The sequence below is a fragment of the Burkholderia cepacia complex sp. TUM26381 genome (assembly GCF_057439935.1).
In genome coordinates this window covers 2,964,085-2,987,959 of sequence record NZ_CM172006.1, presented here as the reverse complement: position 1 = coordinate 2,987,959, position 23,875 = coordinate 2,964,085, and the positions used below count along the sequence as shown (strand labels likewise).

The window sequence follows — 23,875 nt, the reverse complement described above, 5'->3', positions numbered from 1 at the left end:
CGCGAAAGCGCTCGCGTGCCAGACTGCGCGGGGGCGTAGCCGGCGCGAACAGGGAAGGCTTCCTGGCTATCCGGGAAGTCCACCGGGCAGGATCGCGGCCGAACATTGATCGGCCGTGCGGCCGTAACGGGGCGCCGGTCCGATGGCCGCGGCGCAGTGCGACACATGCCATGCGGCCGGGGGAGGGCTTCCGGTGCGTGGCGCGTGCGTCCAGAACAGTGCTGAAGAACGATATTCGACCATGGCCATTCGCTCGACCTACCTGATCCTGCCCGCCGTCGCGATGCTGTTTTCCGGCTGCGCGATGCTGTCGTCGTCGCAGGAAAGCAAGCTCACCTGCCACATTCCGCGCGCCGTCTATCCGGACACCGCGAAGCCGCTCACGCGGCCGGCGACCGTGCTTGTGCGCGCGCTGATGACGACCTCCGGCGAAGCGCAGAACGTCACCGTGACGACCAGCAGCCGCAATGCGGCAGCCGACCGTGCGGCCGTCGAAGCGATGACGCACGCAAGCTGCGTGCAGACGGGCGCGACCGCGAATCCGTTCCTGCTGACCCAGCCGTTCGTATTCGAACCGCAACGCAGCCAGTGACGCGCGCGGCGCAGGTCAGCGATTCATTCGTTGTATGGATGGGCTTTTCGGGGCGTCCGTCGTTCGAACGCGGCGTCGTTACGTCCGATGATTCCCGGTGAAGCGCGCGATCATCCTGCGACGTCTTCCGCCTTCCAGTCTCCCGACTTCCCGCCGCGCTTTTCCCGCACGCTCACGTCGGTGATCACCATCCCGCGATCGACGGCCTTGCACATGTGTGGATACGGCTCGCGGCCTTGGGTGGTAGTCTTTTAAATCAATGACTTACTGCGTTCGATCCATTCGATCTCGACCAATCCAGTTGGTTGGGTGGAGCGGCGTTGGAGCAGATTTGGAACAAGAAAATCCCCCTGTTCGAACGCCGCTCCCGAGTTTACTCGATGGGTTACGTGACACGCCAGTGTCGCGGCACGACAGGGCATCTCTGATGCGATCCGGCGCAGCATCCTCGAACATGCGCCGAAGCGCGGCGACGTGCTGCACCGGCATTACGTCAGTCTCGATGCCCGCGATGTCGCCGGTCCGCTGGAAGAGTTTCAGGCGGTGGTGCTGGCACGTGCTTCGTGATTTCGTCAGGTGTCGGTGGATTGGCTGAAAGGCATAATGTCGGCTTCGTGGCTTAATCGTCACAATAACAAGCAACTCAGCACTATGACCGCACTCGAAATGCTTCTCGACACCTTCCGCCAAACCTCCGTTACTGAACGGGAGAAGGGAACCTACTTCGAAGAGTTGATCGTCACCTATTTGCGGAACGAAGCCACGTACCGCGACCTGTACAGTGATGTGTGGACCTACGCGGAATGGGCGCACTTGCAAGGGCTGGACAAGCGGGACGCCGGTATCGACCTTGTGGCGAAGACGCGCGGCACAGATGAAATTCATGCGATCCAGTGCAAGCTGTATGCGCCGGATTACAAGGTGCAGAAGAGCGACATCGACAGCTTCTTCACCGCATCCGGCAAGAAGCCATTTACACGCCGGATCATCGTTGCCACGACGAACCATTGGAGTGAACACGCCGAAGACGCCTTGCTGGACCAGCAGCCGCCAGTCAGCAAGATCGACCTGACCGCCCTCGAAGAAAGCCAGATCGATTGGTCGAAGTACCAGCCGAAGGCGGCACCGGTCATCAAGGCCAAGAAGCAACTACGGGATCACCAGAAGAGCGCATTGAACGCTGTTGTTCACGGTCTGGCAGATGCCGACCGGGGAAAGCTGATCATGGCCTGCGGTACCGGGAAGACGTTTACCAGCCTGAAGACTGCCGAGACGCTGGCCGGTGCGGGCAAGCGGGTGCTGTTCCTTGTTCCGAGCCTATCGCTGTTGTCTCAGACCCTGACGGAATGGACGCAGGAAAGCGAGACGCCGCTGCATAGCTTCGCCGTGTGTTCCGACAGCGATGTTGGCAAGAAGCGCAAGAAAGAAGATGACATGGTGCAAACCTTCGTCCATGAACTGCGCTATCCGGCCACCACCAATTCGGTCAGATTGGCGGAAGAGATGGCGAAGAGGCACGACGCATCGCACATGAGCGTTGTTTTCTCGACCTACCACTCGATAGATGTCATCAGCCGTGCGCAGAAGCAGTTCGGGTTGGCCGATTTCGACCTGATCGTCTGCGATGAAGCACACCGCTGTTGATTTCCACCGAATCTTGACCCACCGTTTTCATCTAAATCTGACCCACCCCGAGACAGCGTAGTACATCTATTCCGGTGTGGATAACTCCTCACTGCCTGCTGCTTTTGCTGCTCTTTTTCTGGTTGCCTTCGCCTTGGCAGAACTGGACTTGAAGCGCCAGGATTCATTGCCCGTTTCGACGATGTGGCAGTGATGGGTGACGCGGTCCAGCAGCGCCGTCGTCATCTTTGCGTCCCCGAACACGGTCGCCCACTCACCGAAGCTGAGGTTGGTGGTGATCGCGACACTCGTGTGTTCATACAGCTTCGAGAGCAAGTGGAACAGCAATGCGCCACCGGTCTGGCTGAACGGCAGGTAGCCCAGTTCGTCGAGGATCACCAGGTCGACGTACATTAGCTTATGGGCGATCTGGCCTTGTTTGCCGATGGACTTCTCCTGCTCCAGTGCGTTGGTCAGCTCGACGGTCGAGAAGTAGCGCACGCGCTTGCCATGGCGCTGCACGGCCTCAATTCCGATCGCTGAGGCGAGGTGCGTTTTGCCAGTGCCGGGGCCACCGATGAACACGACGTTGTGTGCGCTTGCGAGGAACGACAGGTCACTGAGTTCTCGAACCAGCGCTTCGTCGACGTGCGCCTGCGCGAAGTCGAAGCCCTTCAGGTCGCGGTGAGCTGGGAAGCGAGCGGCGGTCATCTGATAGGCGATCGAGCGCACCTGTCGCTCCGCCGTCTCAGCCATCAGCAACTGCTTCATGAAGCGCTCCGGGTCGAACTCCGTGTGACGCGACTGCGCCAGCAACTCTGGCCAGGTGCTCGCCATGCCATGCAGTTTGAGCCCCTTGAGCTGGGCGGCGATGTCGTTAGACATGACGGTCCTCCGGTGGGTTGGCACGCAGGGTTTCGTAGCGGCTCACGTCGGCGGCCGGCTCTTCGGTAAGCTGGAGTTTCGTCGTCGCGAGGTTGGTGCTCGTGGTGGGTGCCTTCAACCGGCTCAGCACGTTCAGAACGTGCTCCCCACTAGGGCGTCCCGAGTCCAGCGCTGCCTGCACAGCAAGCAGCACGGCATCGAGTCCGTGTTCGCGCACCGCGGCGAGCACCTGCGTCATGATGCGATCACCTCCCGGGTGCTTCAGTAGGTGCCGCTGCAACTGCTGCAGCGGCTGTGGCATCGTGACGAACGGAGCACCGTTGCGCAACGCGCCGGGTTTGCGTTCGACCAGCGTGATGTAATGGCGCCAGTCGTAGAAGGTCATGTGCCGCTCGAAGCTGCGTTCGTGGCGTGCGATCTCCTGGGCGTCGGCGACGACGCTGAGATATGCCGGATAGCAGCGCACGCTCACCAGCTGGTTCGTGTACTCGGTGGGCACGCTGTAGCGGTTGCGCTGGAAGTGGATGAGGCTGGTCGACGACACCCGCAGCGTCTGCTCGACATAGCCGTCGAACGGGCGTGGATTGGGCATCAGCCTGGTGCGCTCGTCCTGCAGCACGTCCTCGACCGTCAGCTCGGGCCACTGCGGGTGCCGCATCTGCCAGGCCTGACGACACTGGCCCGCGACCCATTCGTTCAGAAGCTCCAGCGTTTCCCAGCGTCGTAGCGCGGCCTCGTGCCAGATCTGGCGGCGCCGGTCCTGCACGTTCTTCTCAACGATGCCCTTCTCCCAGCCGGCGGCACGGTTGCAGAATTCCGGCTCGAACAGGTAATGGCCGCACATTGCCTCGAAGCGGGCGTTGACCGCGCGCTCCTTGCCGCGGCCGACCTTGTCCACGGCGGTCTTCATGTTGTCGTAGATGCCGCGGCGCGGAACGCCGCCAAACGCGGCGAATGCGCGGGCGTGCGCATCGAACAGCATCTCGTGACTCTGGGTCGGATAGGCGACCAGCCAGAACGCCCGGCTGGCATTGAGCTTGACGTGGGCGACCTCCAGGCGTCGCCGCAACCCGCCGATGAAGGCGTATTCGCAGCTCCAGTCAAACTGGAATGCTTCGCCGGGTTCGAAGGCCAACGGTACATAGGCCTTCCTGCGCGGGGCTTCAGCCTGCTCCTCGTGCCAGCGTCTCACGAAGGCGCTGACGCGGCCGTAGCTGCCGGCGTAGCCCTCGCCGCGGATGGCCTCGAACATGAACCGCGCCGTGCGCCGGTCACGCTTCGGGCGATGGCTGTCCGCCCGCAGCCAGCCCGTCAGCTGCGCGGCCCACTCGTCGACGACGCTCGGGCTGACGCGCTTCGGGTACTTCGGCTCAACGGCATCCGTTTGCCGAAGCCAGCTGCGCACCGTGTTCCGGGACAGGCCCGTGCGCCTAGCAATCTCGCGCAGCGGGACCTTCTCGCGGAAATACATCCGCCTGATCTTGGCCAATATGCCCACCGTGATCACCTCTGTATCCCCTGCTCAAAGATTGAGCAGGGCATTCAATCACGTGGGTCAAAATTCGATGAAAATTACTGCCTCAGGTGGGTCAGTTCTGCGTGGACATCAACAGCGTTTCCCGAAAACTGATCTGCCCCGTGGCACCGGCTACGTGCTGGACACGATCTGGTCAGTCAGGAAGGCGCTCGAAGAGGAATCGTTCGAAGACGTTGCCCGAACCGCGATCCTGTTCGGGCACGACACCGATACGACGGCGGCGGTCGCGTGCGGACTGGCAGGAATCCGCTTCGGCGTTGATGGAATCCCGAATCGATGGCTAAGACTGCTTCGGGGCTTTGATCTCGTCGAACCGCTGCTTCGAGACTGTCTCGCGCACAGGTAACGAACGCGGTTCGAGAGTGGGACTCGCACGATATTGGATCGTAGAGTCAGGTTGTGCCCGACCGGTCTCTGCTCGGTAGATCGAGCCGCATTTGCTCGGTGGCCCATCGATTGTCCAGCAAAATCGCGATTCCATCGGGCAAAACACCGGACCCTTCAGCAAATCGGCGTTCCGACAAATATCTCGCGACAGAGGTGAACTGACGATTTTCGAGCATCGTCAATACCTTAGTTGGCAGGCCAACCGATATCCCGAGTTCCTCAATCACGCCAAATCGGAACTCATCGCCAGCTATTGACATCTGCTTTGGGTTGGAGTGGATCGCGCGTACTGTGTACGCGTAGTACCGCTCGAAGGCGAGATCGATATTGCCCTGAAAATCGGGCGCGTCGTCGTCGTAGTCATCGGGATCGTCTACCGAAAATTCAAGCTCAGGTGAGAAGAACGCTTGAACCGCAACGCGAACAAACGGGAAGTGACCATTGATCTTCCGAAGCTGTCTGGTTTGTAATTTTGCGGCGGTGGCTGCATCAGGGCTATGGCGATTTGTCCGGCCTTTTGCTTCCACTACGGCCCACTCCATTCTTCGATTGAGACCGATCAAGTCCGGTGCCGACCGGCCAATGAGCGTTGCCGTGCCGCCTAAAGACTGCAACATCGACAAGTGAAAGAGCCACGGTACATCCAGCACATCAGCGGCGACAATTTTTGCCGCCATCATCCCGAGAAAGTAAGAGACAAACCCCTTCTCGGTAGGGTCTAACGATTCGTAATAGCTGGATTTGTAGTAGCGGCCAGTGCCTTCACGAAGGTTCGCGTACACCATGTGGCTCCGCACGATAATGTCGCTGACGGAGTGCCAACCGTGATTGGTGAGGAATGGAAAGCCCGGTTTGCCCACTGTTATCGCGGCCCAAACCAAGGTGGGCCATGGTGCCGAAAGTGGGTGGCTACCATTGAAACTTCTACCCCAAGCCGGGCCGAAGGCAGATCGCTTGCAGGGAATGGTTGTCATTGATATGTCTGGACTTCGCGTCGTTCGGCTTATTGTGGCGCAAGGGGGGGCTGGCGATAAACATTCATCTCGCAGCATCCCGCCGATCCGCCAGTCATTCAGTCGCTTCAGGTATCTTGAACAGGTCGAACCGCACTTTATACTCGTACAAGGACACATTCGGGACCGCTGCTACTGAGTACCGCAGCGTTTCGTTGATTCCCCGCGCGACGATCACTCCATGCACTTCGCGGTCCCGCGCGATGGTTTTCTTCAGCCAGCCCATGTATCGCGCAAGCTGCCCGATTGCTTGATCTGGCGCTCGTCCCCGTTTCAATTCGAAGACGACAAATCCACCGTCAGCGTCAGTTGCAAGCACGTCGATGCGTCCGACGGGCGTCTGGAATTCAATGCCTTTGGAACCGCTGGTCGGATCGACGTAGAGCGTCAGACGTTTGCCGTTGATTGGTACAGATTGGATGTTATACGCGATGAAGTCCTGTAGTTGAGCTTCCAATTCGAACGCTGTTTCTCGGATGTCTTCGTCGTTGTCGAGGGTATCACCGGTACCAAGCATCTCTTGAACACGTCCATCATCGACGAAACCCGGTGGGAACATGAGGACTTGGGTGTCACTTTCCTCTACCTTCCAGCCAATGCGTCGAAGTTCGTCCCTGACTCGATGCGAATTGACCTGCTTGATGTTTAAACCGGCCGGCATCTCGTCTGGGTGATTGAGACACCACTCTCTCATGGGAAACAGTTCGACACCGCCACCCGGTTTGGCTTGGACTACAAGGAATTGTCGTGACATGTTTGTGCGTTGTTCTTGTGATGTGGGTTTCCCAAGAGTAAGCGACCGACGGTGCGGCATGTCGTTGTCAGCCGTGCCAGAGCGTTGATCGTACCTTGTTCCGGACGAGAAAGTGGCTATCGGGCGGTGCCTTGTTCTTCACCCTAGTTTTCGGGCCAATTCGGTCGCTGATGGGTGGTAATACCGCTTCAACATGGTCAAGCTGCGATGTCCGGAGACTGCCGCCAGCTCGATGACATTCGGCAGTTTCTGGGCCATTCGCGTGATGGCCGTATGCCTTAGGTCGTGCCAGTGAAAGTCGGTGATCCTTGCTCGTATGCAAGCTTTCCGTAACGCTGCATGCAATGTGAGTCCCTTGACCGGAATGACCCGGCCATCGATGGATCGTGGCAGCGCCGTCAACGTGGCGATAGCCTTCTTAGACAGTGGGACGGTTCGTGCTGTCCCGTTCTTGGTCATCGGCAAATGCGCGGTCTGGGCTTCGAGATTGACGTTCGACCACCGAAGTTCGACCAGTTCGCCGCGTCGCATGCCGGTTTCTAAGCTCAGGATCGTTGCCGGAAGCAGCCAAACGTTAATGCGACCGACCGGAACCAGTTCGGCAAGAAGCCGTGTTTCTTCTTCTGGGGACAGTACCCGGTCTCTGCCTTGCGGGGTGGTTGGCTTGCGGATCAACGCAACCGGATTCGTGATGTTGATGTCCCATTCGCGACGAGCGTGGTTGATGATGGCCGACAGGAACGCCAGTTCACGAATCACGGTCGCCGGTTTCACCTGTTTCAGTCGTTCATCCCGGTAAGCTGCGACAGTCTTCGGCGTCAACACTGCCATGCTGAGTTTTGCCAGTGTCGTGCGACAGGTGGCGCGAAGCCGGATGACTGCGTCAGCGCCGCTCCGTTGCGTCGGACACACATCGTCGATGTAGCGGTTGATGATGTCTTCGAGCGTATTCGCTTCGGCCTCGCTGCGACTGACGAAGCTTCCGCGATCCATCTCCGTTTCGATGGATCGCGCCCACTGTTCGGCATCGGCGCGGGTGTTGAAGGTCTTAACTTCGACCGGGAACCCCTTACGGCGAACCCGTGCCTGCCATTTGTCGTTTCTACGCTGTATCGCTGCCATTCCTGTCTCTAAGTGGAGCAGGATTGGAGCAAGATCGAATTTTTCACCTTGTCGCGGTGACCGGGGCGATGGGGCACCGGCCAGCCGTCAATGCAGGAGAGGCGTTAGTTTGATTTGGAAATCTACATTAAATCAAACTCTTAACTCACTCCGCCTTCCAGTCTCCCGACTTCCCGCCGCGCTTTTCCCGCACGCTCACGTCGGTGATCACCATCCCGCGATCGACGGCCTTGCACATGTCGTAGACGGTCAGCAACCCGACCTGCACGGCCGTCAGCGCTTCCATCTCGACACCGGTCCGGCCGAACGTCTCGACCTGCACGACGCAGTGGACGCCCGGCAACGCGTCGTCGAGTTCGAACTCGACGGCCACGCGCGTCAGCGCGAGCGGGTGGCACAGCGGAATGAGATCGGCCGTGCGCTTGGCGCCCTGGATCGCCGCGATGCGCGCGACGCCGAGCACGTCGCCTTTCTTGGCCTTGCCGTCGCGGATCAATGCGAACGTGGCCGGCAGCATCCGGATCGTGCCGCGCGCGATCGCGATGCGACGGGTTTCCTGCTTGTCGCCGACGTCGACCATGTGCGCATGGCCGGCGGCATCGAAATGGGTAAGTCCTGACATGTCTTCCTCTAGTGGAGCGGAGTGCGCGCGCACGTCCCTCGATCCTGCGTCGCGATCGGCCGGGGTGCGGAGTCCCATACCGGCGCCACGAACCGATCCAGCGTCTCAACGGGCGCCTATCATAGCAGCGGCATTCGCGTCCCCGGGGGCGCAGATGACGCGCGCGCGGCACGGGACAGACGCCGCGGCGCCGGTACAATGGCCCGAATATTCAGACCAAACGCCGCGATGCGCGCCGCTCGCGCGGGACGGCGTCGTTTTCATCCTGCCATGCGTGTGAAACAGTTGCTTGCCGTGTCGCTGTCGGCGGCGCTCGCGCTGCCGCCGGGCGGCCATGCGCAGAGCGCGTCCGCGCCACCGCTCGAGCCGGCGGCCGGCGGCTCGACGTCGATTTCCACCGTGCCGTCCGGCATCGCGACTGGCGTGTTCGGTACGTACGGCGGCGCGGAGAGCCGGTTCTCGGGCGCCGTTGGCGCATCGGCGCCGGTCGCGAGCCTGCGCGCGCCGCTGCGTGCGCTGGAACTGCCCGACCTCGGCGACGGCTCCGGTGGTTCGCTGACGCCGCGGGCCGAGCGCCGGCTCGGCGAGCGCGTGATGCGCGAAGTGCGGCGCGATCCCGATTATCTCGACGACTGGCTCGTGCGCGACTACCTGAACGCGATGGCGGCGCGGCTCGCGGCCGCGGCGGCGGCGCGCTTCATCGGCGGCTACGCGCCGGATTTCGACCTGTTTCCGGTGCGCGATCCGCAGATCAACGCGTTCTCGATGCCGGGCGGCTTCATCGGGATCAACAGCGGGCTCGTCGTCACGACGCAGACGGAGTCGGAGCTTGCGTCGGTGGTCGGCCACGAGATGGGCCACGTGCTGCAGCGGCATATCGCGCGGATGATCGGCGCGAGCGAGAAGACCGGCTACACGGCGCTCGCGACGATGCTGCTCGGCGTGCTGGCCGGTGTGCTCGCGCGCAGCGGCGATCTCGGCAGTGCCATTGCGGTGGGCGGACAGGCATACGCGGTCGACAACCAGCTGCGCTTCTCGCGTTCGGCCGAGCGCGAAGCCGATCGCGTCGGCTTCCAGCTGCTCGCGGGGGCGGGCTACGATCCGTACGGGATGCCGGGCTTCTTCGAGCGGCTCGACCGCGCGTCGATGGGCGATGCGGGCGTCCCGGCCTATGCGCGCACGCATCCGCTGACCGGCGAGCGGATCGCCGACATGGAGGATCGCGCGCGCCGCGCGCCGTACCGGCAGCCGCGCCAGTCGGCCGAATACGGGTTCGTGCGGGCACGGCTGCGCATCCTGCAGAACCGGGCGCCGACCGACATCTCGGCCGAGGCGCGCCGGATGCAGCTCGAGATCGACGATCGCACGGCGCCGAACGTCGCGGCGAACTGGTACGGCATCGCGCTCGCGAACGTGCTGCTCGCCGAATACGACGCGGCCGGCAAGGCGCTCACGTCGGCCCGCGCCGCGTTCGATGCGCGTGAGCGGCGCGAGGACGATCCGGAAACGAGTTCGCCGAGCCTCGACGTGCTGGCCGCCGACATGGCGCGCCGCGCGGGCCGGACCGACGACGCAGTCAGGCTCTCGGCGCTCGCGCAGCGGCGCTGGCCGGCGTCGCACGCGGCGATCGTCGCGCATCTGCAGGCACTGATTGCCGCGCGCCGCTTCGCCGAAGCGCAGACGCTTGCCCGCGCGCAGGCGAAGGCCGATCCCGAGCAGCCGGACTGGTGGGATTACCTCGCGAAGTCGAGCGACGGCAAGGGCGACGTGCTTGCACGGCGCCGTGCGCTCGCGGAGAAACTCGCGCTTGACGGCGCGTGGCCGTCGGCGATCCGGCAACTGAAGGAAGCGCGCGACGCGAAGGACGTGTCGTTCTACGACCAGTCGATCATCGGCGCACGGCTGCTGGAATTCGAGGCGCGCTACAAGGAAGAGCGCGACGACGAGAAGAACGACCGCGGGTAGCGGCCGTCGCGCGGCGCACGCGGACGGTGCCGCGGCGGGTCAGTTGCCGCTGTCTGCCGCGTCGCGTGCGTGGCGCGCCGGGCTGGCGATGTAGCCGAACCGTGCGGGCACGTCGGCGCACGCGATATGGCCGAGCGGCAACACGTGGCCGTCGCGCCAGCGCAGCACGGGCGGCTCGGCCTCGAAATCCGCGTGATCGGCGAACAACCCGAGATCGTGATCGTGCAGCGCCGCGACGCGCGGCGGCGTGCCGGCCGCACGAAACAGCACGCCACCCCCATCGTCGAGCCAGGCTTCGTCCGGTTCGAACGACGCGCCCGTCTGGTCGGTGAGCGTGAGCAGTCCGTCGCGTTCGGCGAGCCGCACGACCCACGGCGTATACGCGAGCTCGACGTACACGCGCTGCGGCCCGTTCTGGAAGAACCACTGGCCTTGCGCGTCGCATTCGTAGTTGCGGCCGATGAACGCGTTCAGCGCCGCATGCCGGATCGGCGAGCCGAGTTCGCCGGCCGCCTGCGCCGCGTCGTCGCGCAGCCGCCATTCGCCGCGCCGGTCGAGCAGCAGCCAGCCGGTGCAATGCGGCACGTTCGGCCATTTGGCGAGCGCCTGCCTGACGATGTCATCCATGGTCGACGAATTTCGAGCAATAGCCGAACACCCGCGCCGACAACCAGTCGAGGCGGCCGGGGAACGGCCCGGTCATGAATCCCGCGTGCCCGCCGGCTGCCGGCTGGTCAAGCTCGACGGCCGGCGACACGTCGGCCGGGCCGGGCAGCGCCGATTCGGGCAGGAACGGGTCGTTGCGGGCGTTGAGGATCAGCGTCGGCACGTCGATTGCGGGCAGCAGCGGCCGTGTCGTCGCCTTCGTCCAGTAGTCGTCGGCGTCCGCGAAGCCATGCAGCGGCGCGGTCACGACTTCGTCGAAGTCGCGCATCGTCACGGCCTGCAGCATCGCTTCGCGGTCGAACAGCCCCGGGTACTGGTCGAGCTTCGCGAGCGCCTTGCGCTTGAGCGTCTTCAGGAAGCTGCGCGTGTAGACCATCGCGAACCCCTGCGACAGCGCGCGGCCGCCCGCATGGACGTCGATCGGCGTCGAGATCGCGGCGGCGGCGTGCACGATCGACGTGTCGCTGCGATGCTCGCCGAGCCAGCGCAGCAGCACGTTGCCGCCAAGCGACACGCCGGCCGCGACGAGCGGCCCGCGATGCTGCGCGGCGAGCCGGCGCAGGATCCAGTCGACTTCGGCGCTGTCGGCGAGATGGTAGAAGCGCGGCTGGCGGTTGATTTCGCCGCTGCAACTGCGAAAGTGCGGTACGACGGCGTGCCAGCCCTTCGCGCGCGCGGCGGCCATCATCTCGAGCGCGTAGTGCGAGCCGGAACTGCCTTCGAGGCCGTGGAATAGCACGAACAGCGGCGCATCGGGCGCCGGCGCCGCGCTGTCGAGATGCGCGACCCAGTCGAGATCGATGAAGTCGTGGTCGGGGGTTTCCCATCGCTCTCGCCGGTAGGCGACTACCGGACGCCGCGCGAACAGCGCGGGCACGATGGTTTGCGCATGGCTGTTCGGTAGCCAGCGCGGTGCGCGATAGCGCAGTGTGTCGTCGTCTGGGGCCGGGGCCCCGGTCAGCGGCGAGGTGGGCGGAGAAGCCGTACTCATGATCGCCCCGCGTATGCGTTGCTTCGTCTTTTCGTCAGTGCAGCGGGCCCTGACCATGACGGATTTTGGCGGCGAACTGCCCGGCCGCCTGTTCGGGAATCGGGCTCGCGTGGATGTGCGCGATGCGCCATTCGCCGCGTTCGTGAATCATCACGTACGTCGCGAAAACCATGTCGGGTTCGGCCGTCAGGTCGGCCTGCTGATGCGCTTCGGCGATCGTATAGACGACCGTGCCGAGGCTGTCGTACACGCGGATGTCGAGCGGCTCGATCGTCACGGGGCGCGTGGCGAGCCGGTTCGCGAGCCCGCTGCGAATCTGGTCGAGGCCGTGCAGATGCTCGCCGTCCGCCCATACGCAGCTGGCGAAATCCTCGTCGATCCACAACGCCAGCAGCGCGTCGAGATTGGCATCCGCGACGGCCTGGTAGTAGGCGTTCAGCGTATCGGCAGCGGCTTCGAAAAGGCGGGCAAAACGTGGCATCGGGGTTGTCTCTCGCGCGCGTCGCGCGCCGTATTCAGCACGGCGGCCCGCAAGGAGCCGCCGCACACCGGTGAATCGGATTGCCCGGCGCGCCGTGCGACGCTGCCGGTCAGGGTCAGCGCTGCCCGACGAGCATGCCGCGCAAATCGCCGAATACCTGCTCGGGACCGAGTTCGCGCAGGCACTTCAGGTGGCCGAGCGGGCACTCGCGTTCGAAGCAGGGACTGCATTCGAGATGCAGCCATTGTACCTTCGCCAGGTCCGACAGCGGAGGGGTGTGGCGCGGATCGGTCGATCCGTACAGCGCGACGAGCGGCCGGCGCAGCGCGGCGGCGACGTGCATCAGCCCCGAATCGTTGGTGACGACCGCGTTCGCGCGCGCGATCAGCGCACACGCCTCGGACAGCGACGTCTGTCCGCACAGGTTGCGCACGTTCGGCGCGTGGTCGGCGATCGCCTGCGCGGCTGCCGCGTCCTTCTGCGAGCCGAGCGCGACGATCTGCGTATACGGGAACGACTGATGAACGATCGTCGCGAGCGCCGCAAAGTGCTCGGGCGGCCAGCGCTTGGCCGGGCCGTATTCGGCGCCCGGGCAGAACACGACGAGCGGCTTGCGCGTATCGAGATTGAAACGTGCGGACACGCGCGCCGTCTCGTTCAGGTCGGCGTCGAGGCGCGGCGCGGGCAGCGTCTTCATCGACTCGGGCAGCTTCGCGCCCGGCGCGTAGGCAAGTGCCGCGTAGTGGGTCGTCATCGGCGGCCGCTCGCCCGACTTGGTCGGATTCGCGTGCCGCACGTTCAGCAGCCCGTAGCGGTGCTCGCCCGTGTAGCCGATCCTCAGCGGGATGTTCGCGAGCCACGGGATCACCGCGGACTTCAGCGAATTCGGCAGCACGTACGCCGCGTCGTAGCCGACGTCGCGCAGGTCGCTCGCGAGCTGCCAGCGGCGCAGCAGCTGCAGCTTGCCATGCGCGAGATCGGTCGCGTAGACATCGTGGATCTCAGGCATCCGCTCGAGCACGGGCGCGACCCACGAGGGCGCGACGGCATCGATTGCGATGCGGGGATGGAGCTTTTTCAGCAGCGCAAAAAGCGGCTGCGCCATCAATGCGTCACCGATCCAATTCGGTGCGATAACCAGCGCTCGACGCATCAGGTCGACTTCCGATGTCGTAATGAAGCGCGGCGCATGGGCGCCGCGTTCGGGTTGCCAGAATGGGGAAGGGCGGCGCGCCGGATTTCCGGCTGCGCCGCCTTGCGAGTCGGCGGGCCCGCGGGCCCGGCCGCCCGGGCTCAGTGGCCCTTGACGACCTCGCCGTCGCGCAGCTTGTAGCGCGTGCCGCAGTACGGGCAGCGCGCTTCGCCGTGCGACACGTCGATGAAGACGCGCGGGTGCGCGCTCCAGCGTGCCATGGCCGGGTTCGGGCAGTAGGCGGGAAGATCCTTGGCCGTCAGCTCGACCAGCGGCATTTCCTTGATTTCACTCATGAGACTTTCTCTTATCACTCTTTTGTGGGGCGGTCGGGGCGCGGCGCGCTCAGACCTTCGTCAGCCAGTGCGCGTACTTCGCGTTCTTGCCCGACACGATATCGAAAAACGCCGACTGGAGCTTTTCCGTGACGGGGCCGCGCGCACCGCTGCCGATCGTGCGGTTGTCGAGTTCGCGGATCGGCGTGACTTCGGCGGCGGTGCCGGTGAAGAACGCCTCGTCGGCCGTGTAGACCTCGTCGCGCGTGATGCGCTTCTCGATCACTTCGATGCCGGCGTCCTTCGCGAGCGTGATGATCGTGTCGCGCGTGATGCCGTCGAGGCACGACGACAGGTCGGGCGTGTACAGCTTGCCGTTGTTCACGAGGAAGAAGTTCTCGCCCGAGCCTTCCGACACGTAGCCGTCGACGTCGAGCAGCAGCGCTTCGTCGTAGCCGTCGGCGGTCGCTTCCTGGTTCGCCAGGATCGAGTTCACGTACCAGCCCGACGCCTTCGCGCGCACCATCGACACGTTCACGTGGTGGCGCGTGAACGACGACGTCTTCACGCGGATGCCCTTCGCGAGGCCGTCTTCGCCGAGGTACGCGCCCCACGGCCATGCGGCGATCGCGACGTGGATCGTGTTGCCCTTCGCGGCCACGCCGAGCTTTTCCGAGCCGACCCAGATGATCGGGCGCAGGTAGCCCGACTCGAGCTTGTTCTCGCGCACGACTTCGAGTTGCGCGGCTTCGAGCGTCTCGCGGTCGAACGGCACGTCCATCTGGAAGATCTTCGCCGAATTCAGCAGACGTTTGGTGTGCTCGGGCAGGCGGAAGATCGAGGTGCTGCCGTCGGCCGCCTTGTACGCGCGCACGCCCTCGAAGACGCCCATGCCGTAGTGCAGCGTATGGGTCAGGACGTGGATCTTGGCGTCGCGCCAGTCGATCAGCTTGCCGTCCATCCAGATCTTGCCGTCGCGGTCGGCCATTGACATAGATTTCTCCTGGGATGCGGTTGTATGCAGCGTTGAGCCGGAAAGACGCTTATTTTAGCGTCATTTGGCGGCGATCCGGTCGGTCGGCGCGGGGCCGGCGCTATAATCGTCCGGTACCGATTCCAATAACGATGGGACGTACCGGCAGGAGGCGCCGGCGCCCCGACGAACCGCCCGCTGCGGCCCGCTCTCCCATGCTCGCTCGATTGTCCGCCACCGACCGCTTTGCGCTGATCCAGGGCGCGCGCGACTATTCCCCGACATTGATGGCGATCCTGTCCTGGGGCCTCGTCACCGGCATCGCGATGAGCAAGTCGGTCATGACGCTCGGGCAGGCGAGCGCGATGTCGATCTTCGTCTACGCGGGCTCGTCGCAGCTCGCGGTGCTGCCGCTCCTCGCGGCGAAGCTGCCGATCTGGACCGTGCTGCTCACGGCCGCGATGGTCAACATGCGCTTCGTGATCTTCAGCGCCGGGCTTGCCCCCCATTTTTCCTACCTGCCGCTGTGGCGGCGCCTCGCGATCGGCTATTTCAACGGCGACGTGATCTACCTGCTGTTTCAGAAACAGGGCTTCGCCTACGGCCACGTGCCGGGCAAGGAAGCGTATTTCTGGGGGATGGCGCTCGCGAGCTGGGTGTCGTGGCAGGTGTCGTCGCTCGCCGGCATCCTGCTCGCGAGCTTCTTCCCGGCAAGCTGGGGGCTGGAACTGGCCGGCACGCTCGCGCTGATCCCGATCATGGTGTCGGCGGTCGCGAACCGCTCGACGCTCGCGGCCGTCGCGGTCGCGGGCATCGTGTCGCTCGTTGCTTTCGACCTGCCGTACCGGCTCGCGCTGCCGCTCGCGGTGCTCGCCGCGCTCGCGGCCGGCTGCACGGCCGACTTCTTCGTCGAACGGGCCGACTGGCGGCGCATCCGTACCGAAACCGTGCACGAAAAGGAAATCGAATGAGCGCGACGGAGATCTGGATCGTCATCATCGGGATGACGGTCGTCACGGCCGTCACGCGCGCGCTGTTCCTGATCGGCGGCGAGCGCACCGTGCTGCCCGAACGTGCGCAGCGCGCGCTGCGCTACGCGCCGGCCGCCGCGCTGGTCGCCGTCGTGCTGCCCGACGTGCTCGAAACGCCGGCCGGGCTGTCGTTCGCGCTGACCAACCATCCGTTCTACGCGGCGCTCGCCGGCCTCGGCTGGTTCCTGTGGCGGCGCAGCATGCTCGGCACGATCGTCGTCGGGATGCTCGTGTTCACCGCGCTGCGCCTGGTCTTCTGATGGGCTGCCGCTCCGGCCCGCCGGGCGCCGGCCGTCCGCGCACCTGCATTGCTGCGTTGCGGCAATGTGTCCGTTGCCGCGCGCGATCCCAAATAGGCGGAATTCGCCGCCCGCGGGTCAGTCTGCCGGGTGGATCGGCTAGAATGCCCGTTCGAGATTTTTTACCCGTGCGCGTCATGCGAACCGCCAGCCACGGCCGCATCCGGCGCCCTTTCGCGGCAGCCCGCGCACATCCAGCGTGAATCCCCTTTCCCCATCCACTACTTCAATTTGTCCAACATGAGCCAAGTCAAGCGTCTTACCGACCTGATCGCCGCCGGCCAGCTCGCCGGCAAGCGGGTGTTCATCCGCGCCGACCTGAACGTCCCGCAGGACGACCAGGGCAACATCACCGAAGACACGCGCGTGCGCGCGTCCGTGCCGGCCATCCAGGCCGCGCTCGACGCCGGCGCGGCCGTGATGGTCACGTCGCACCTCGGCCGTCCGACCGAAGGCGAATTCAAGCCGGAAGACTCGCTCGCGCCGGTCGCGAAGCGCCTCGCCGAGCTGCTCGGCCGTGACGTGCCGCTGGTGTCGAACTGGGTCGAGAACGGCGTGAACGTCGCGCCGGGCCAGGTCGTGCTGCTCGAGAACTGCCGCGTCAACAAGGGCGAGAAGAAGAATTCGGACGAGCTCGCCCAGAAGATGGCGAAGCTCTGCGACGTGTACGTGAACGACGCATTCGGCACCGCACACCGCGCGGAAGCGACCACCCACGGGATCGCGAAGTACGCGCCGGTCGCGTGCGCGGGCCCGCTGCTGGCCGCCGAACTCGATGCGCTCGGCAAGGCGCTCGGCAACCCGGCGCGCCCGCTGGTGGCGATCGTCGCCGGTTCGAAGGTGTCGACCAAGCTGACCATCCTGAAGTCGCTGGCCGGCAAGGTCGACCAGCTGATCGTCGGCGGCGGCATCGCCAACACGTTCATGCTCGCGGCCGGCCTGCGGATCGGCAAGTCGCTCGCGGAAGCCGACCTCGTCAACGAGGCGAAGGCGATCATCGACGAAGCGCGCGAGCGCGGCGCGTCGGTGCCGATCCCGACCGACGTCGTCACCGCGAAGGAATTCTCGCCGACGGCCGTGGCCACGGTGAAGCAGGTCGCCGACATCGAAGCGGACGACATGATCCTCGACATCGGCCCGGATACCGCCAAGGCGCTCGCGAGCCAGCTCGAGAAGGCCGGCACGATCGTGTGGAACGGCCCGGTCGGCGTGTTCGAGTTCGACCAGTTCGGCAACGGCACCAAGACGCTCGCCGAAGCGATCGCCAAATCGTCCGCGTTCTCGATCGCAGGCGGCGGCGACACGCTCGCGGCCATCGCGAAGTACGGCATCCACGATCAGGTCAGCTACATCTCGACGGGCGGCGGCGCCTTCCTCGAGTTCCTCGAGGGGAAGAAGCTGCCGGCGGTGGAAGTGCTCGAAACGCGGGCGGCCTGAGCGTGGCGGCGCGCGCAGGGGTGACGAAGGCCGTGCGCTCCGCGAAAGCGGAGCAGCCGGCCGGCGCGGGCAAGCGCAAACGCGCGCCCGCGCGGGCGAACACCGCCCCGCGCGCACCGGCGGCTGCCGGCGACGCGGCCGCACAGCACCACGAGATTCAGAACAAAGCGATGCCGGGCGCAAGCACCGGCACGCCCCCCGGAACGGCCGCCGCTGGGCCTGCCGCTTCCGGCTCTCGCAGCGTTTCACCCAGCGCATCCACCTTGATCCAGATGAGGAGTTTCATGCAGCGCGCCACCAAGATAGTCGCCACGATCGGCCCGGCTTCCAGTTCGCCGGAGATTCTGCTGCAGATGATGCAGGCGGGCCTCGACGTCGTGCGGCTCAATTTTTCGCACGGCACGGCCGACGATCACCGCCAGCGCGCCGAGATGGTGCGCGAGGCCGCCCGCAAGGTTGGCCGCGAGATCGCGATCATGGCCGACCTCCAGGGCCCGAAGATCCGCGTCGGCAAGTTCGAGAACGGCAAGACCACGCTCGTGCCGGGGCAGCCGTTCATCCTCGACGCCGCCTGCGAACTCGGCAACGACGAGCGTGTCGGCCTCGACTACAAGGAACTGCCGCGCGACCTGCGCCCGGGCGACCTGCTGTTGCTGAACGACGGCCTGATCGTGCTGACCGTCGAGCGCGTGCTCGGCGACGAGATCCACACGACCGTCAAGGTGGGCGGCGAGCTGTCGAACAACAAGGGGATCAACCGCCAGGGCGGCGGCCTGTCGGCGCCGGCGCTGACCGCGAAGGACATGGAAGACATCCGCACCGCGATGTCGCTCGGCGCGGACCTCGTCGCGGTGTCGTTCCCGAAGAACGCGACCGACATGGAAATGGCGCGTCAGCTCGCGAACATCGCGGGCGCGCCTTACGGCATCAAGCCGAAGATGATCGCGAAGATCGAGCGCGCGGAAGCGATCCCGGCGCTGCAAAGCATCCTCGACGCGTCCGACGGCATCATGGTCGCGCGCGGCGACCTCGCGGTGGAAGTGGGCAACGCGGCCGTGCCGGCGCTGCAGAAGCGGATGATCCGGATGGCGCGCGAGTCGAACAAGCTCGTGATCACCGCGACGCAGATGATGGAATCGATGATCCATGCTCCCGTGCCGACCCGCGCGGAAGTGTCGGACGTCGCGAACGCGGTGCTCGACGGCACCGACGCGGTGATGCTGTCGGCCGAGACGGCCGCCGGCAAGTACCCGGTCGTCACGATCGAGACGATGGCGGCCGTCTGCGTCGAAGCGGAAAAGTCGGAACACGTCGAGCTCGACAAGGATTTCCTCGACCGCACGTTCACGCGGATCGACCAGTCGATCGCGATGGGCGCGCTGTTCACCGCGTACCACCTCGGCGCGAAGGCCATCATCGCGCTGACCGAATCGGGCGCGACCGCGCTGTGGATGTCGCGTCACTACACGCACGTGCCGATCTTCGCACTGACGCCGCGCGTCGGCAGCGAGCGTACGATGGCGCTGTACCGCAACGTGACGCCGCTGCACGTCGACTTCAACAGCGACCGCGATTCGGCGCTGCAGGCCGCGCTCGAGATCGTCGTCAAGCAGGGCTACGTGCAGCACGGCGACATGGTCGTGCTGACGGTCGGCGAGCCGATGGGGCAGGCGGGCGGCACCAACACGCTGAAGATCGTGCGGGTCGGCGAGCACTATTGAGCGCCGACTGAGCATCGGGCCGGCCTGCGGGCCGGCCGTCCGGATCGGCTGAAAATGGATCCGGCACCGTTTTTCACGCAAAAGCCGCGTGGGGTCCGAAGCCCCGCGCGGCTTTTTTTCTTCTTTTTGCCCGCATTGTGCCGTGCGAACGTAACAAATTGCGAGTCGGCGCCACCAGGCGGTCGGAATCGGAGGCGCTTCGCGATAAAATGCGGCTATTCGACGCTCAGCCGCGCCGCGCCACCCCGGTCCAAACGGGGGCGGATGCCGCGCCGGCGTCAGGGCGCACCGGTTTTCATTCCAAGGAGTTCCACAATGCCTCTCGTATCAATGCGTCAATTGCTGGACCACGCGGCAGAGCACGGTTATGGCCTGCCGGCCTTCAACGTGAACAACCTGGAGCAGGTCCAGGCGATCATGGCGGCGGCGGACCAGGTCGGCGCGCCCGTGATCATGCAGGCATCGGCCGGCGCGCGTAAGTACGCGGGCGAGCCGTTCCTGCGCCACCTGATCGAAGCAGCAGTCGAGTCGTACCCGCACATCCCGGTCGTGATGCACCAGGATCACGGCCAGTCGCCGGCAGTCTGCATGGGCGCGATCCGCAGCGGCTTCACGAGCGTGATGATGGACGGTTCGCTCGAAGCCGACGGCAAGACGGTCGCGTCGTACGAGTACAACGTCGACGTGTCGCGCAAGGTCGTCGAGATGGCGCACTCGATCGGCGTGACGGTCGAAGCCGAACTCGGCGTGCTCGGCTCGCTCGAGACGATGAAGGGCGACAAGGAAGACGGCCACGGCGCGGAAGGCACGATGACCCGCGAGCAGCTGCTGACCGATCCGGAGCAGGCCGCCGACTTCGTGAAGCTCACGCAGTGCGACGCGCTCGCGATCGCGATCGGCACGTCGCACGGCGCGTACAAGTTCTCGAAGAAGCCGACGGGCGACATCCTGTCGATCCAGCGCATCAAGGAAATCCACGCGCGCATCCCGAACACGCACCTGGTGATGCACGGCTCGTCGTCGGTGCCGCAGGAGCTGCTGGCCGAGATCCGCGAATTCGGCGGCGACATGAAGGAAACCTACGGCGTGCCGGTCGAGGAAATCCAGGAAGGCATCAAGCACGGCGTGCGCAAGATCAACATCGACACCGACCTGCGTCTCGCGATCACCGGTGCGATCCGCCGCTACCTGTTCGAGAACCCGGGCAAGTTCGATCCGCGCGACTACCTGAAGCCCGCGCGCGAAGCGGCGAAGCAGGTTTGCGTCGACCGCTACCTCGCGTTCGGCTGCGAAGGCCAGGCCGGCAAGATCAAGCCGGTGTCGCTCGACAAGATCGCCGAGCAGTACAAGTCGGGCGCGCTTGCGCAGGTCGTGCGCTGAGACTGTAGTACGATTGCCCCGCCGCAAGGCCGGGGCTGGCCGCCCGGTTGCCGGATCTGATCCGGCCCCGGCAGCCGTTCCGTCCGGCCGAACGAGGGCCGGCCGGCAACCGCCGGGCGTTGTCGCCCGCCGGTTCGCCGACGTATTGCAAGACCGCCGTTCCCGCCTGCCGCGGGGAACGGCGTTTCCCTTTTTGTTTGGCTCCTTATCTGCGAAAAGACGATGTCTACCCTTTACGAATCCACGCTCCGCTCGCTGCCGCTCCTCGGTCGCGGCAAGGTCCGCGATAACTACGCGGTCGGCAACGACAAGCTCCTGATCGTCACGACCGACCGTCTGTCGGCATTCGACGTGGTGATGGGCGAGCCGATTCCGAACAAGGGCCGCGTGCTGAACCAGATGGCGAACTTCTGGTTCGACAAGCTCGCGCACATCGTGCCGAACCACCTGACGGGCGACGCGCCGGAAGCAGTCGTCGCGGCCGACGAGGTCGAGCAGGTGAAGGGCCGCGGCGTGGTCGTCAAGCGCCTCGAGCCGATCATGATCGAAGCGGTCGTGCGCGGCTACCTGGCCGGCAGCGGCTGGAAGGAATACCAGGCGTCGGGCGCCGTATGCGGCGTGCAGCTGCCGGAAGGCCTGCAGAACGCGCAGAAGCTGCCCGAGCCGATCTTCACGCCGGCCGCGAAGGCCGAGATGGGCGAGCACGACGAGAACATCACGTTCGAGGAAACCGAGCGTCGCATCGGCACCGAGCTGGCCGCGACGATCCGCGACATCTCGATCAAGCTGTACAAGGAAGCGGCCGATTATGCGGCGACGCGCGGCATCATCATCGCCGACACGAAGTTCGAATTCGGCCTCGACAACCACGGCAAGCTGTACCTGATGGACGAAGTGCTGACGGCCGATTCGTCGCGCTTCTGGCCGGCCGACCAGTACGAAGTCGGCACGAACCCGCCGTCGTTCGACAAGCAGTTCGTGCGCGACTGGCTCGAGGCGCAGCCGTGGGGCAAGACGGCGCCGGCGCCGGCGCTGCCGGCCGACGTCGTCGAGAAGACGGCCGCGAAGTACCAGGAAGCGCTCGAGCGCATCACGGGCCAGTCGCTCGCCTGATCGAGGAAAGGAAGACATGAGCGAAGTCCAGACTGCCCACACGCACAGCGCGCCGCTCATCGGCGTGCTGATGGGTTCGAGTTCCGACTGGGACGTGATGAAGCACGCGGTCGCGATCCTGCAGGAATTCGGCGTACCGTACGAAGCGAAAGTCGTGTCCGCACACCGGATGCCCGACGAGATGTTCGACTATGCGGAGAAGGCGCGCGAGCGCGGGCTGCGCGCGATCATCGCGGGCGCCGGCGGCGCCGCGCACCTGCCCGGCATGCTGGCCGCGAAGACCACGGTGCCGGTGCTCGGTGTGCCGGTCGCGAGCAAGTATCTGAAGGGCGTCGATTCGCTGCACTCGATCGTGCAGATGCCGAAGGGCGTGCCCGTCGCGACGTTCGCGATCGGTGAGGCCGGCGCGGCCAATGCCGCGCTGTTCGCCGTGTCGATCCTGTCCGGCAACTCGGTCGACTATGCGAACCGGCTCGCCGCGTTCCGCGTGTGCCAGAACGAAGCCGCGCACGCGATGGTGCTGCCGCCGCTGGAATGACGGCGCACCGGCGGCCGCGCGTCGCGGCTGCCTGACCTCCCCACTGCGGCGGGCAGCGCCCGCCGCGACCGACCACTGACATGACCGCAACTCCTGATTCCGTTTCCCCGATCCTGCCCGGCGCGTGGCTGGGCATGGTCGGCGGTGGCCAGCTCGGCCGCATGTTCTGCTTTGCCGCCCAGTCGATGGGCTATCGCGTCGCCGTGCTCGATCCCGATCCGACGAGCCCCGCCGGCGCGGTTGCCGACCGCCACCTGCGCGCCGCGTACGACGACGAGGCCGCGCTCGCGGAACTGGCCGACCTGTGCGACGCCGTGTCGACGGAGTTCGAGAACGTGCCGGCCGCGAGCCTCGATTTCCTCGCGCGCACGACGTTCGTCGCGCCGGCCGGCCGCTGCGTCGCGGTCGCGCAGGACCGGATCGCGGAGAAGCGCTTCATCGAGGCGTCGGGCGTGCCCGTTGCGCCGCACGTCGTGATCGAATCGTCGGCGGCACTTGCCGCGCTCGACGATGCCGCGCTCGACGCGGTGCTGCCGGGCATCCTGAAGACGGCGCGTCTCGGCTACGACGGCAAGGGCCAGGTGCGTGTGAGCACCGTGCAGGAAGCGCGCGATGCGCATGCCGCGCTCGGCGGCGTGCCGTGCGTGCTCGAGAAGCGCCTGCCGCTGAAATACGAAGTGTCGGCGCTGATCGCGCGCGGTGCGGACGGCCGCTCGGCCGCCTTCCCGCTCGCGCAGAACGCGCACCACAACGGCATCCTCGCGCTGACGGTCGTGCCGGCGCCGGCCGCCGATGCCGCGCGTGTCGCAGAGGCGCAGCAGGCCGCCGTGCGGATTGCCGATACGCTCGGCTACGTCGGCGTGCTGTGCGTCGAATTCTTCGTGCTGGAAGACGGCTCGTTCGTCGCGAACGAAATGGCGCCGCGCCCGCACAACTCCGGCCACTACACGGTCGATGCGTGCGCAACGAGCCAGTTCGAGCAGCAGGTGCGCGCGATGACGCGCATGCCGCTCGGCAACCCGCGCCAGCATTCGCCGGCCGCGATGCTGAACATCCTCGGCGACGTGTGGTTCCCGAACGGTGCGGCGGCCGATGCCGTCACGCCGCCGTGGGACACGGTCGCGGCGATGCCGACTGCGCACCTGCACCTGTACGGCAAGGAGGACGCGCGCGTCGGCCGCAAGATGGGCCACGTGAACTTCACTGCGCAGACGCGCGACGAAGCCGTTGCCGCCGCCACCGCATGCGCGCAGCTGCTGCGCGTGCCGCTCGACTGAG

At 65.4% G+C, this 23,875-nt stretch carries 25 protein-coding genes and 1 pseudogene; 12 read left to right on the top strand and 14 right to left on the bottom strand.

The window, feature by feature from the left end; all coding sequences use genetic code 11:
• Positions 1-241: 241 nt before the first annotated feature.
• Positions 242-592 carry a TonB family protein gene (locus ACWMMN_RS14045; RefSeq protein WP_059233298.1) on the top strand — a complete coding sequence of 117 codons (351 nt, stop codon included), beginning with the start codon at positions 242-244 and terminating at the stop codon, positions 590-592.
• A 110-nt stretch (positions 593-702) separates the two neighbouring features.
• Here the strand turns inward: ACWMMN_RS14045 and ACWMMN_RS14040 are convergent.
• Positions 703-807, bottom strand: a pseudogene (locus tag ACWMMN_RS14040) (cyclic pyranopterin monophosphate synthase MoaC); the annotation flags it as partial.
• A gap of 436 nt (positions 808-1,243) precedes the next feature.
• On the opposite strand from ACWMMN_RS14040, the gene ACWMMN_RS14035 reads away from it, so the two are divergent.
• On the top strand, positions 1,244-2,236 hold the full coding sequence (locus ACWMMN_RS14035) for a restriction endonuclease (protein ID WP_486422775.1): 993 nt from the start codon (positions 1,244-1,246) through the stop codon (positions 2,234-2,236).
• Positions 2,237-2,302: 66 nt separating this feature from the next.
• Here the strand turns inward: ACWMMN_RS14035 and istB are convergent, their stop codons facing one another.
• Together istB and istA are read right to left on the bottom strand one after the other, a co-directional pair.
• Positions 2,303-3,100 carry an IS21-like element helper ATPase IstB gene (gene istB, locus ACWMMN_RS14030; protein WP_175223704.1) on the bottom strand — a complete coding sequence of 266 codons (798 nt, stop codon included), beginning with the start codon at positions 3,098-3,100 and terminating at the stop codon, positions 2,303-2,305.
• A complete protein-coding gene (gene istA / locus ACWMMN_RS14025) occupies positions 3,093-4,571 on the bottom strand; it encodes an IS21 family transposase (protein WP_233621336.1) in 1,479 nt (492 codons plus the stop codon). The genes istB and istA overlap by 8 nt, the downstream gene beginning before the upstream one ends.
• A gap of 94 nt (positions 4,572-4,665) precedes the next feature.
• Between istA and ACWMMN_RS14020 the strand changes: the two genes are divergently transcribed.
• Entirely contained in the window at positions 4,666-4,983 is a 318-nt protein-coding gene (locus tag ACWMMN_RS14020) for an ADP-ribosylglycohydrolase family protein (protein WP_486422774.1), read from the top strand.
• Positions 4,984-5,029: 46 nt separating this feature from the next.
• On the opposite strand, the gene ACWMMN_RS14015 is transcribed toward ACWMMN_RS14020, so the two are convergent.
• From ACWMMN_RS14015 to moaC, 4 genes are all read right to left on the bottom strand, one after another.
• The gene (locus tag ACWMMN_RS14015) at positions 5,030-5,998 is read right to left on the bottom strand and encodes a hypothetical protein (RefSeq protein WP_486422773.1); all 969 of its coding nucleotides are present in this window, start codon (positions 5,996-5,998) and stop codon (positions 5,030-5,032) included.
• A gap of 94 nt (positions 5,999-6,092) precedes the next feature.
• Positions 6,093-6,791 carry an endonuclease NucS domain-containing protein gene (locus ACWMMN_RS14010; RefSeq protein WP_486422772.1) on the bottom strand — a complete coding sequence of 233 codons (699 nt, stop codon included), beginning with the start codon at positions 6,789-6,791 and terminating at the stop codon, positions 6,093-6,095.
• Between the two features lie 138 nt (positions 6,792-6,929).
• On the bottom strand, positions 6,930-7,913 hold the full coding sequence (locus tag ACWMMN_RS14005) for a tyrosine-type recombinase/integrase (RefSeq protein WP_486422771.1): 984 nt from the start codon (positions 7,911-7,913) through the stop codon (positions 6,930-6,932).
• Positions 7,914-8,058: 145 nt separating this feature from the next.
• Positions 8,059-8,535 (bottom strand): cyclic pyranopterin monophosphate synthase MoaC, encoded by a 477-nt coding sequence (gene moaC / locus ACWMMN_RS14000; protein WP_486422770.1) that lies wholly within the window; start codon positions 8,533-8,535, stop codon positions 8,059-8,061.
• Positions 8,536-8,805: 270 nt separating this feature from the next.
• Between moaC and ACWMMN_RS13995 the strand changes: the two genes are divergently transcribed.
• Entirely contained in the window at positions 8,806-10,500 is a 1,695-nt protein-coding gene (locus ACWMMN_RS13995) for a M48 family metalloprotease (RefSeq protein WP_486422769.1), read from the top strand.
• A gap of 39 nt (positions 10,501-10,539) precedes the next feature.
• Here ACWMMN_RS13995 and ACWMMN_RS13990 read toward each other — a convergent pair whose 3' ends face one another.
• From ACWMMN_RS13990 to ACWMMN_RS13965, 6 genes are all read right to left on the bottom strand, one after another.
• Entirely contained in the window at positions 10,540-11,127 is a 588-nt protein-coding gene (locus ACWMMN_RS13990) for a DUF2946 family protein (protein WP_486422768.1), read from the bottom strand.
• Positions 11,120-12,157: a hydrolase gene (locus ACWMMN_RS13985; protein WP_059233302.1), complete on the bottom strand. Its 1,038-nt coding sequence runs from the start codon at positions 12,155-12,157 to the stop codon at positions 11,120-11,122. Before ACWMMN_RS13985 ends, ACWMMN_RS13990 begins: the two co-directional genes overlap by 8 nt.
• Before the next feature lie 34 nt (positions 12,158-12,191).
• Positions 12,192-12,638, bottom strand: a complete 447-nt coding sequence (locus ACWMMN_RS13980) for a nuclear transport factor 2 family protein (RefSeq protein WP_034178922.1) — start codon at positions 12,636-12,638, stop codon at positions 12,192-12,194.
• Between the two features lie 115 nt (positions 12,639-12,753).
• Entirely contained in the window at positions 12,754-13,791 is a 1,038-nt protein-coding gene (waaF, locus tag ACWMMN_RS13975; RefSeq protein ID WP_059233303.1) for a lipopolysaccharide heptosyltransferase II, read from the bottom strand.
• A gap of 140 nt (positions 13,792-13,931) precedes the next feature.
• Positions 13,932-14,126, bottom strand: a complete 195-nt coding sequence (locus tag ACWMMN_RS13970; RefSeq protein ID WP_006749970.1) for a zinc-finger domain-containing protein — start codon at positions 14,124-14,126, stop codon at positions 13,932-13,934.
• 49 nt (positions 14,127-14,175) lie between these two features.
• Entirely contained in the window at positions 14,176-15,099 is a 924-nt protein-coding gene (locus tag ACWMMN_RS13965; protein ID WP_059233304.1) for a branched-chain amino acid transaminase, read from the bottom strand.
• Positions 15,100-15,293: 194 nt separating this feature from the next.
• Between ACWMMN_RS13965 and ACWMMN_RS13960 the strand changes: the two genes are divergently transcribed.
• The 3 genes from ACWMMN_RS13960 (at position 15,294) to ACWMMN_RS13950 (ending at position 17,845) form a co-directional block, all read left to right on the top strand.
• On the top strand, positions 15,294-16,049 hold the full coding sequence (locus ACWMMN_RS13960) for an AzlC family ABC transporter permease (RefSeq protein ID WP_059233305.1): 756 nt from the start codon (positions 15,294-15,296) through the stop codon (positions 16,047-16,049).
• On the top strand, positions 16,046-16,369 hold the full coding sequence (locus tag ACWMMN_RS13955; protein WP_059233306.1) for an AzlD domain-containing protein: 324 nt from the start codon (positions 16,046-16,048) through the stop codon (positions 16,367-16,369). The genes ACWMMN_RS13960 and ACWMMN_RS13955 overlap by 4 nt, the downstream gene beginning before the upstream one ends.
• 279 nt (positions 16,370-16,648) lie before the next feature.
• The gene (locus tag ACWMMN_RS13950; RefSeq protein WP_174993147.1) at positions 16,649-17,845 is read left to right on the top strand and encodes a phosphoglycerate kinase; all 1,197 of its coding nucleotides are present in this window, start codon (positions 16,649-16,651) and stop codon (positions 17,843-17,845) included.
• 157 nt (positions 17,846-18,002) lie between these two features.
• Here the strand turns inward: ACWMMN_RS13950 and ACWMMN_RS13945 are convergent, their stop codons facing one another.
• Complete coding sequence (locus tag ACWMMN_RS13945) at positions 18,003-18,131, bottom strand: hypothetical protein (RefSeq protein WP_021164118.1); 129 nt, start codon at positions 18,129-18,131, stop codon at positions 18,003-18,005.
• Between ACWMMN_RS13945 and pyk the strand changes: the two genes are divergently transcribed.
• The 5 genes from pyk to ACWMMN_RS13920 all read left to right on the top strand — a co-directional run bounded on the left by pyk (position 18,130) and on the right by ACWMMN_RS13920 (position 23,874).
• Positions 18,130-19,566 (top strand): pyruvate kinase, encoded by a 1,437-nt coding sequence (gene pyk, locus ACWMMN_RS13940; protein WP_174993146.1) that lies wholly within the window; start codon positions 18,130-18,132, stop codon positions 19,564-19,566. The two genes, ACWMMN_RS13945 and pyk, sit on opposite strands and share 2 nt — an antisense overlap.
• A 315-nt stretch (positions 19,567-19,881) precedes the next feature.
• Complete coding sequence (gene fba / locus ACWMMN_RS13935; RefSeq protein ID WP_047898922.1) at positions 19,882-20,946, top strand: class II fructose-bisphosphate aldolase; 1,065 nt, start codon at positions 19,882-19,884, stop codon at positions 20,944-20,946.
• A gap of 222 nt (positions 20,947-21,168) precedes the next feature.
• Positions 21,169-22,059 carry a phosphoribosylaminoimidazolesuccinocarboxamide synthase gene (locus tag ACWMMN_RS13930; protein ID WP_039360621.1) on the top strand — a complete coding sequence of 297 codons (891 nt, stop codon included), beginning with the start codon at positions 21,169-21,171 and terminating at the stop codon, positions 22,057-22,059.
• A gap of 16 nt (positions 22,060-22,075) precedes the next feature.
• Positions 22,076-22,597 carry a 5-(carboxyamino)imidazole ribonucleotide mutase gene (purE, locus tag ACWMMN_RS13925; protein ID WP_486422767.1) on the top strand — a complete coding sequence of 174 codons (522 nt, stop codon included), beginning with the start codon at positions 22,076-22,078 and terminating at the stop codon, positions 22,595-22,597.
• A gap of 80 nt (positions 22,598-22,677) precedes the next feature.
• A complete protein-coding gene (locus ACWMMN_RS13920) occupies positions 22,678-23,874 on the top strand; it encodes a 5-(carboxyamino)imidazole ribonucleotide synthase (protein ID WP_059233309.1) in 1,197 nt (398 codons plus the stop codon).
• The last annotated feature ends 1 nt before the right edge of the window (position 23,875 follow it).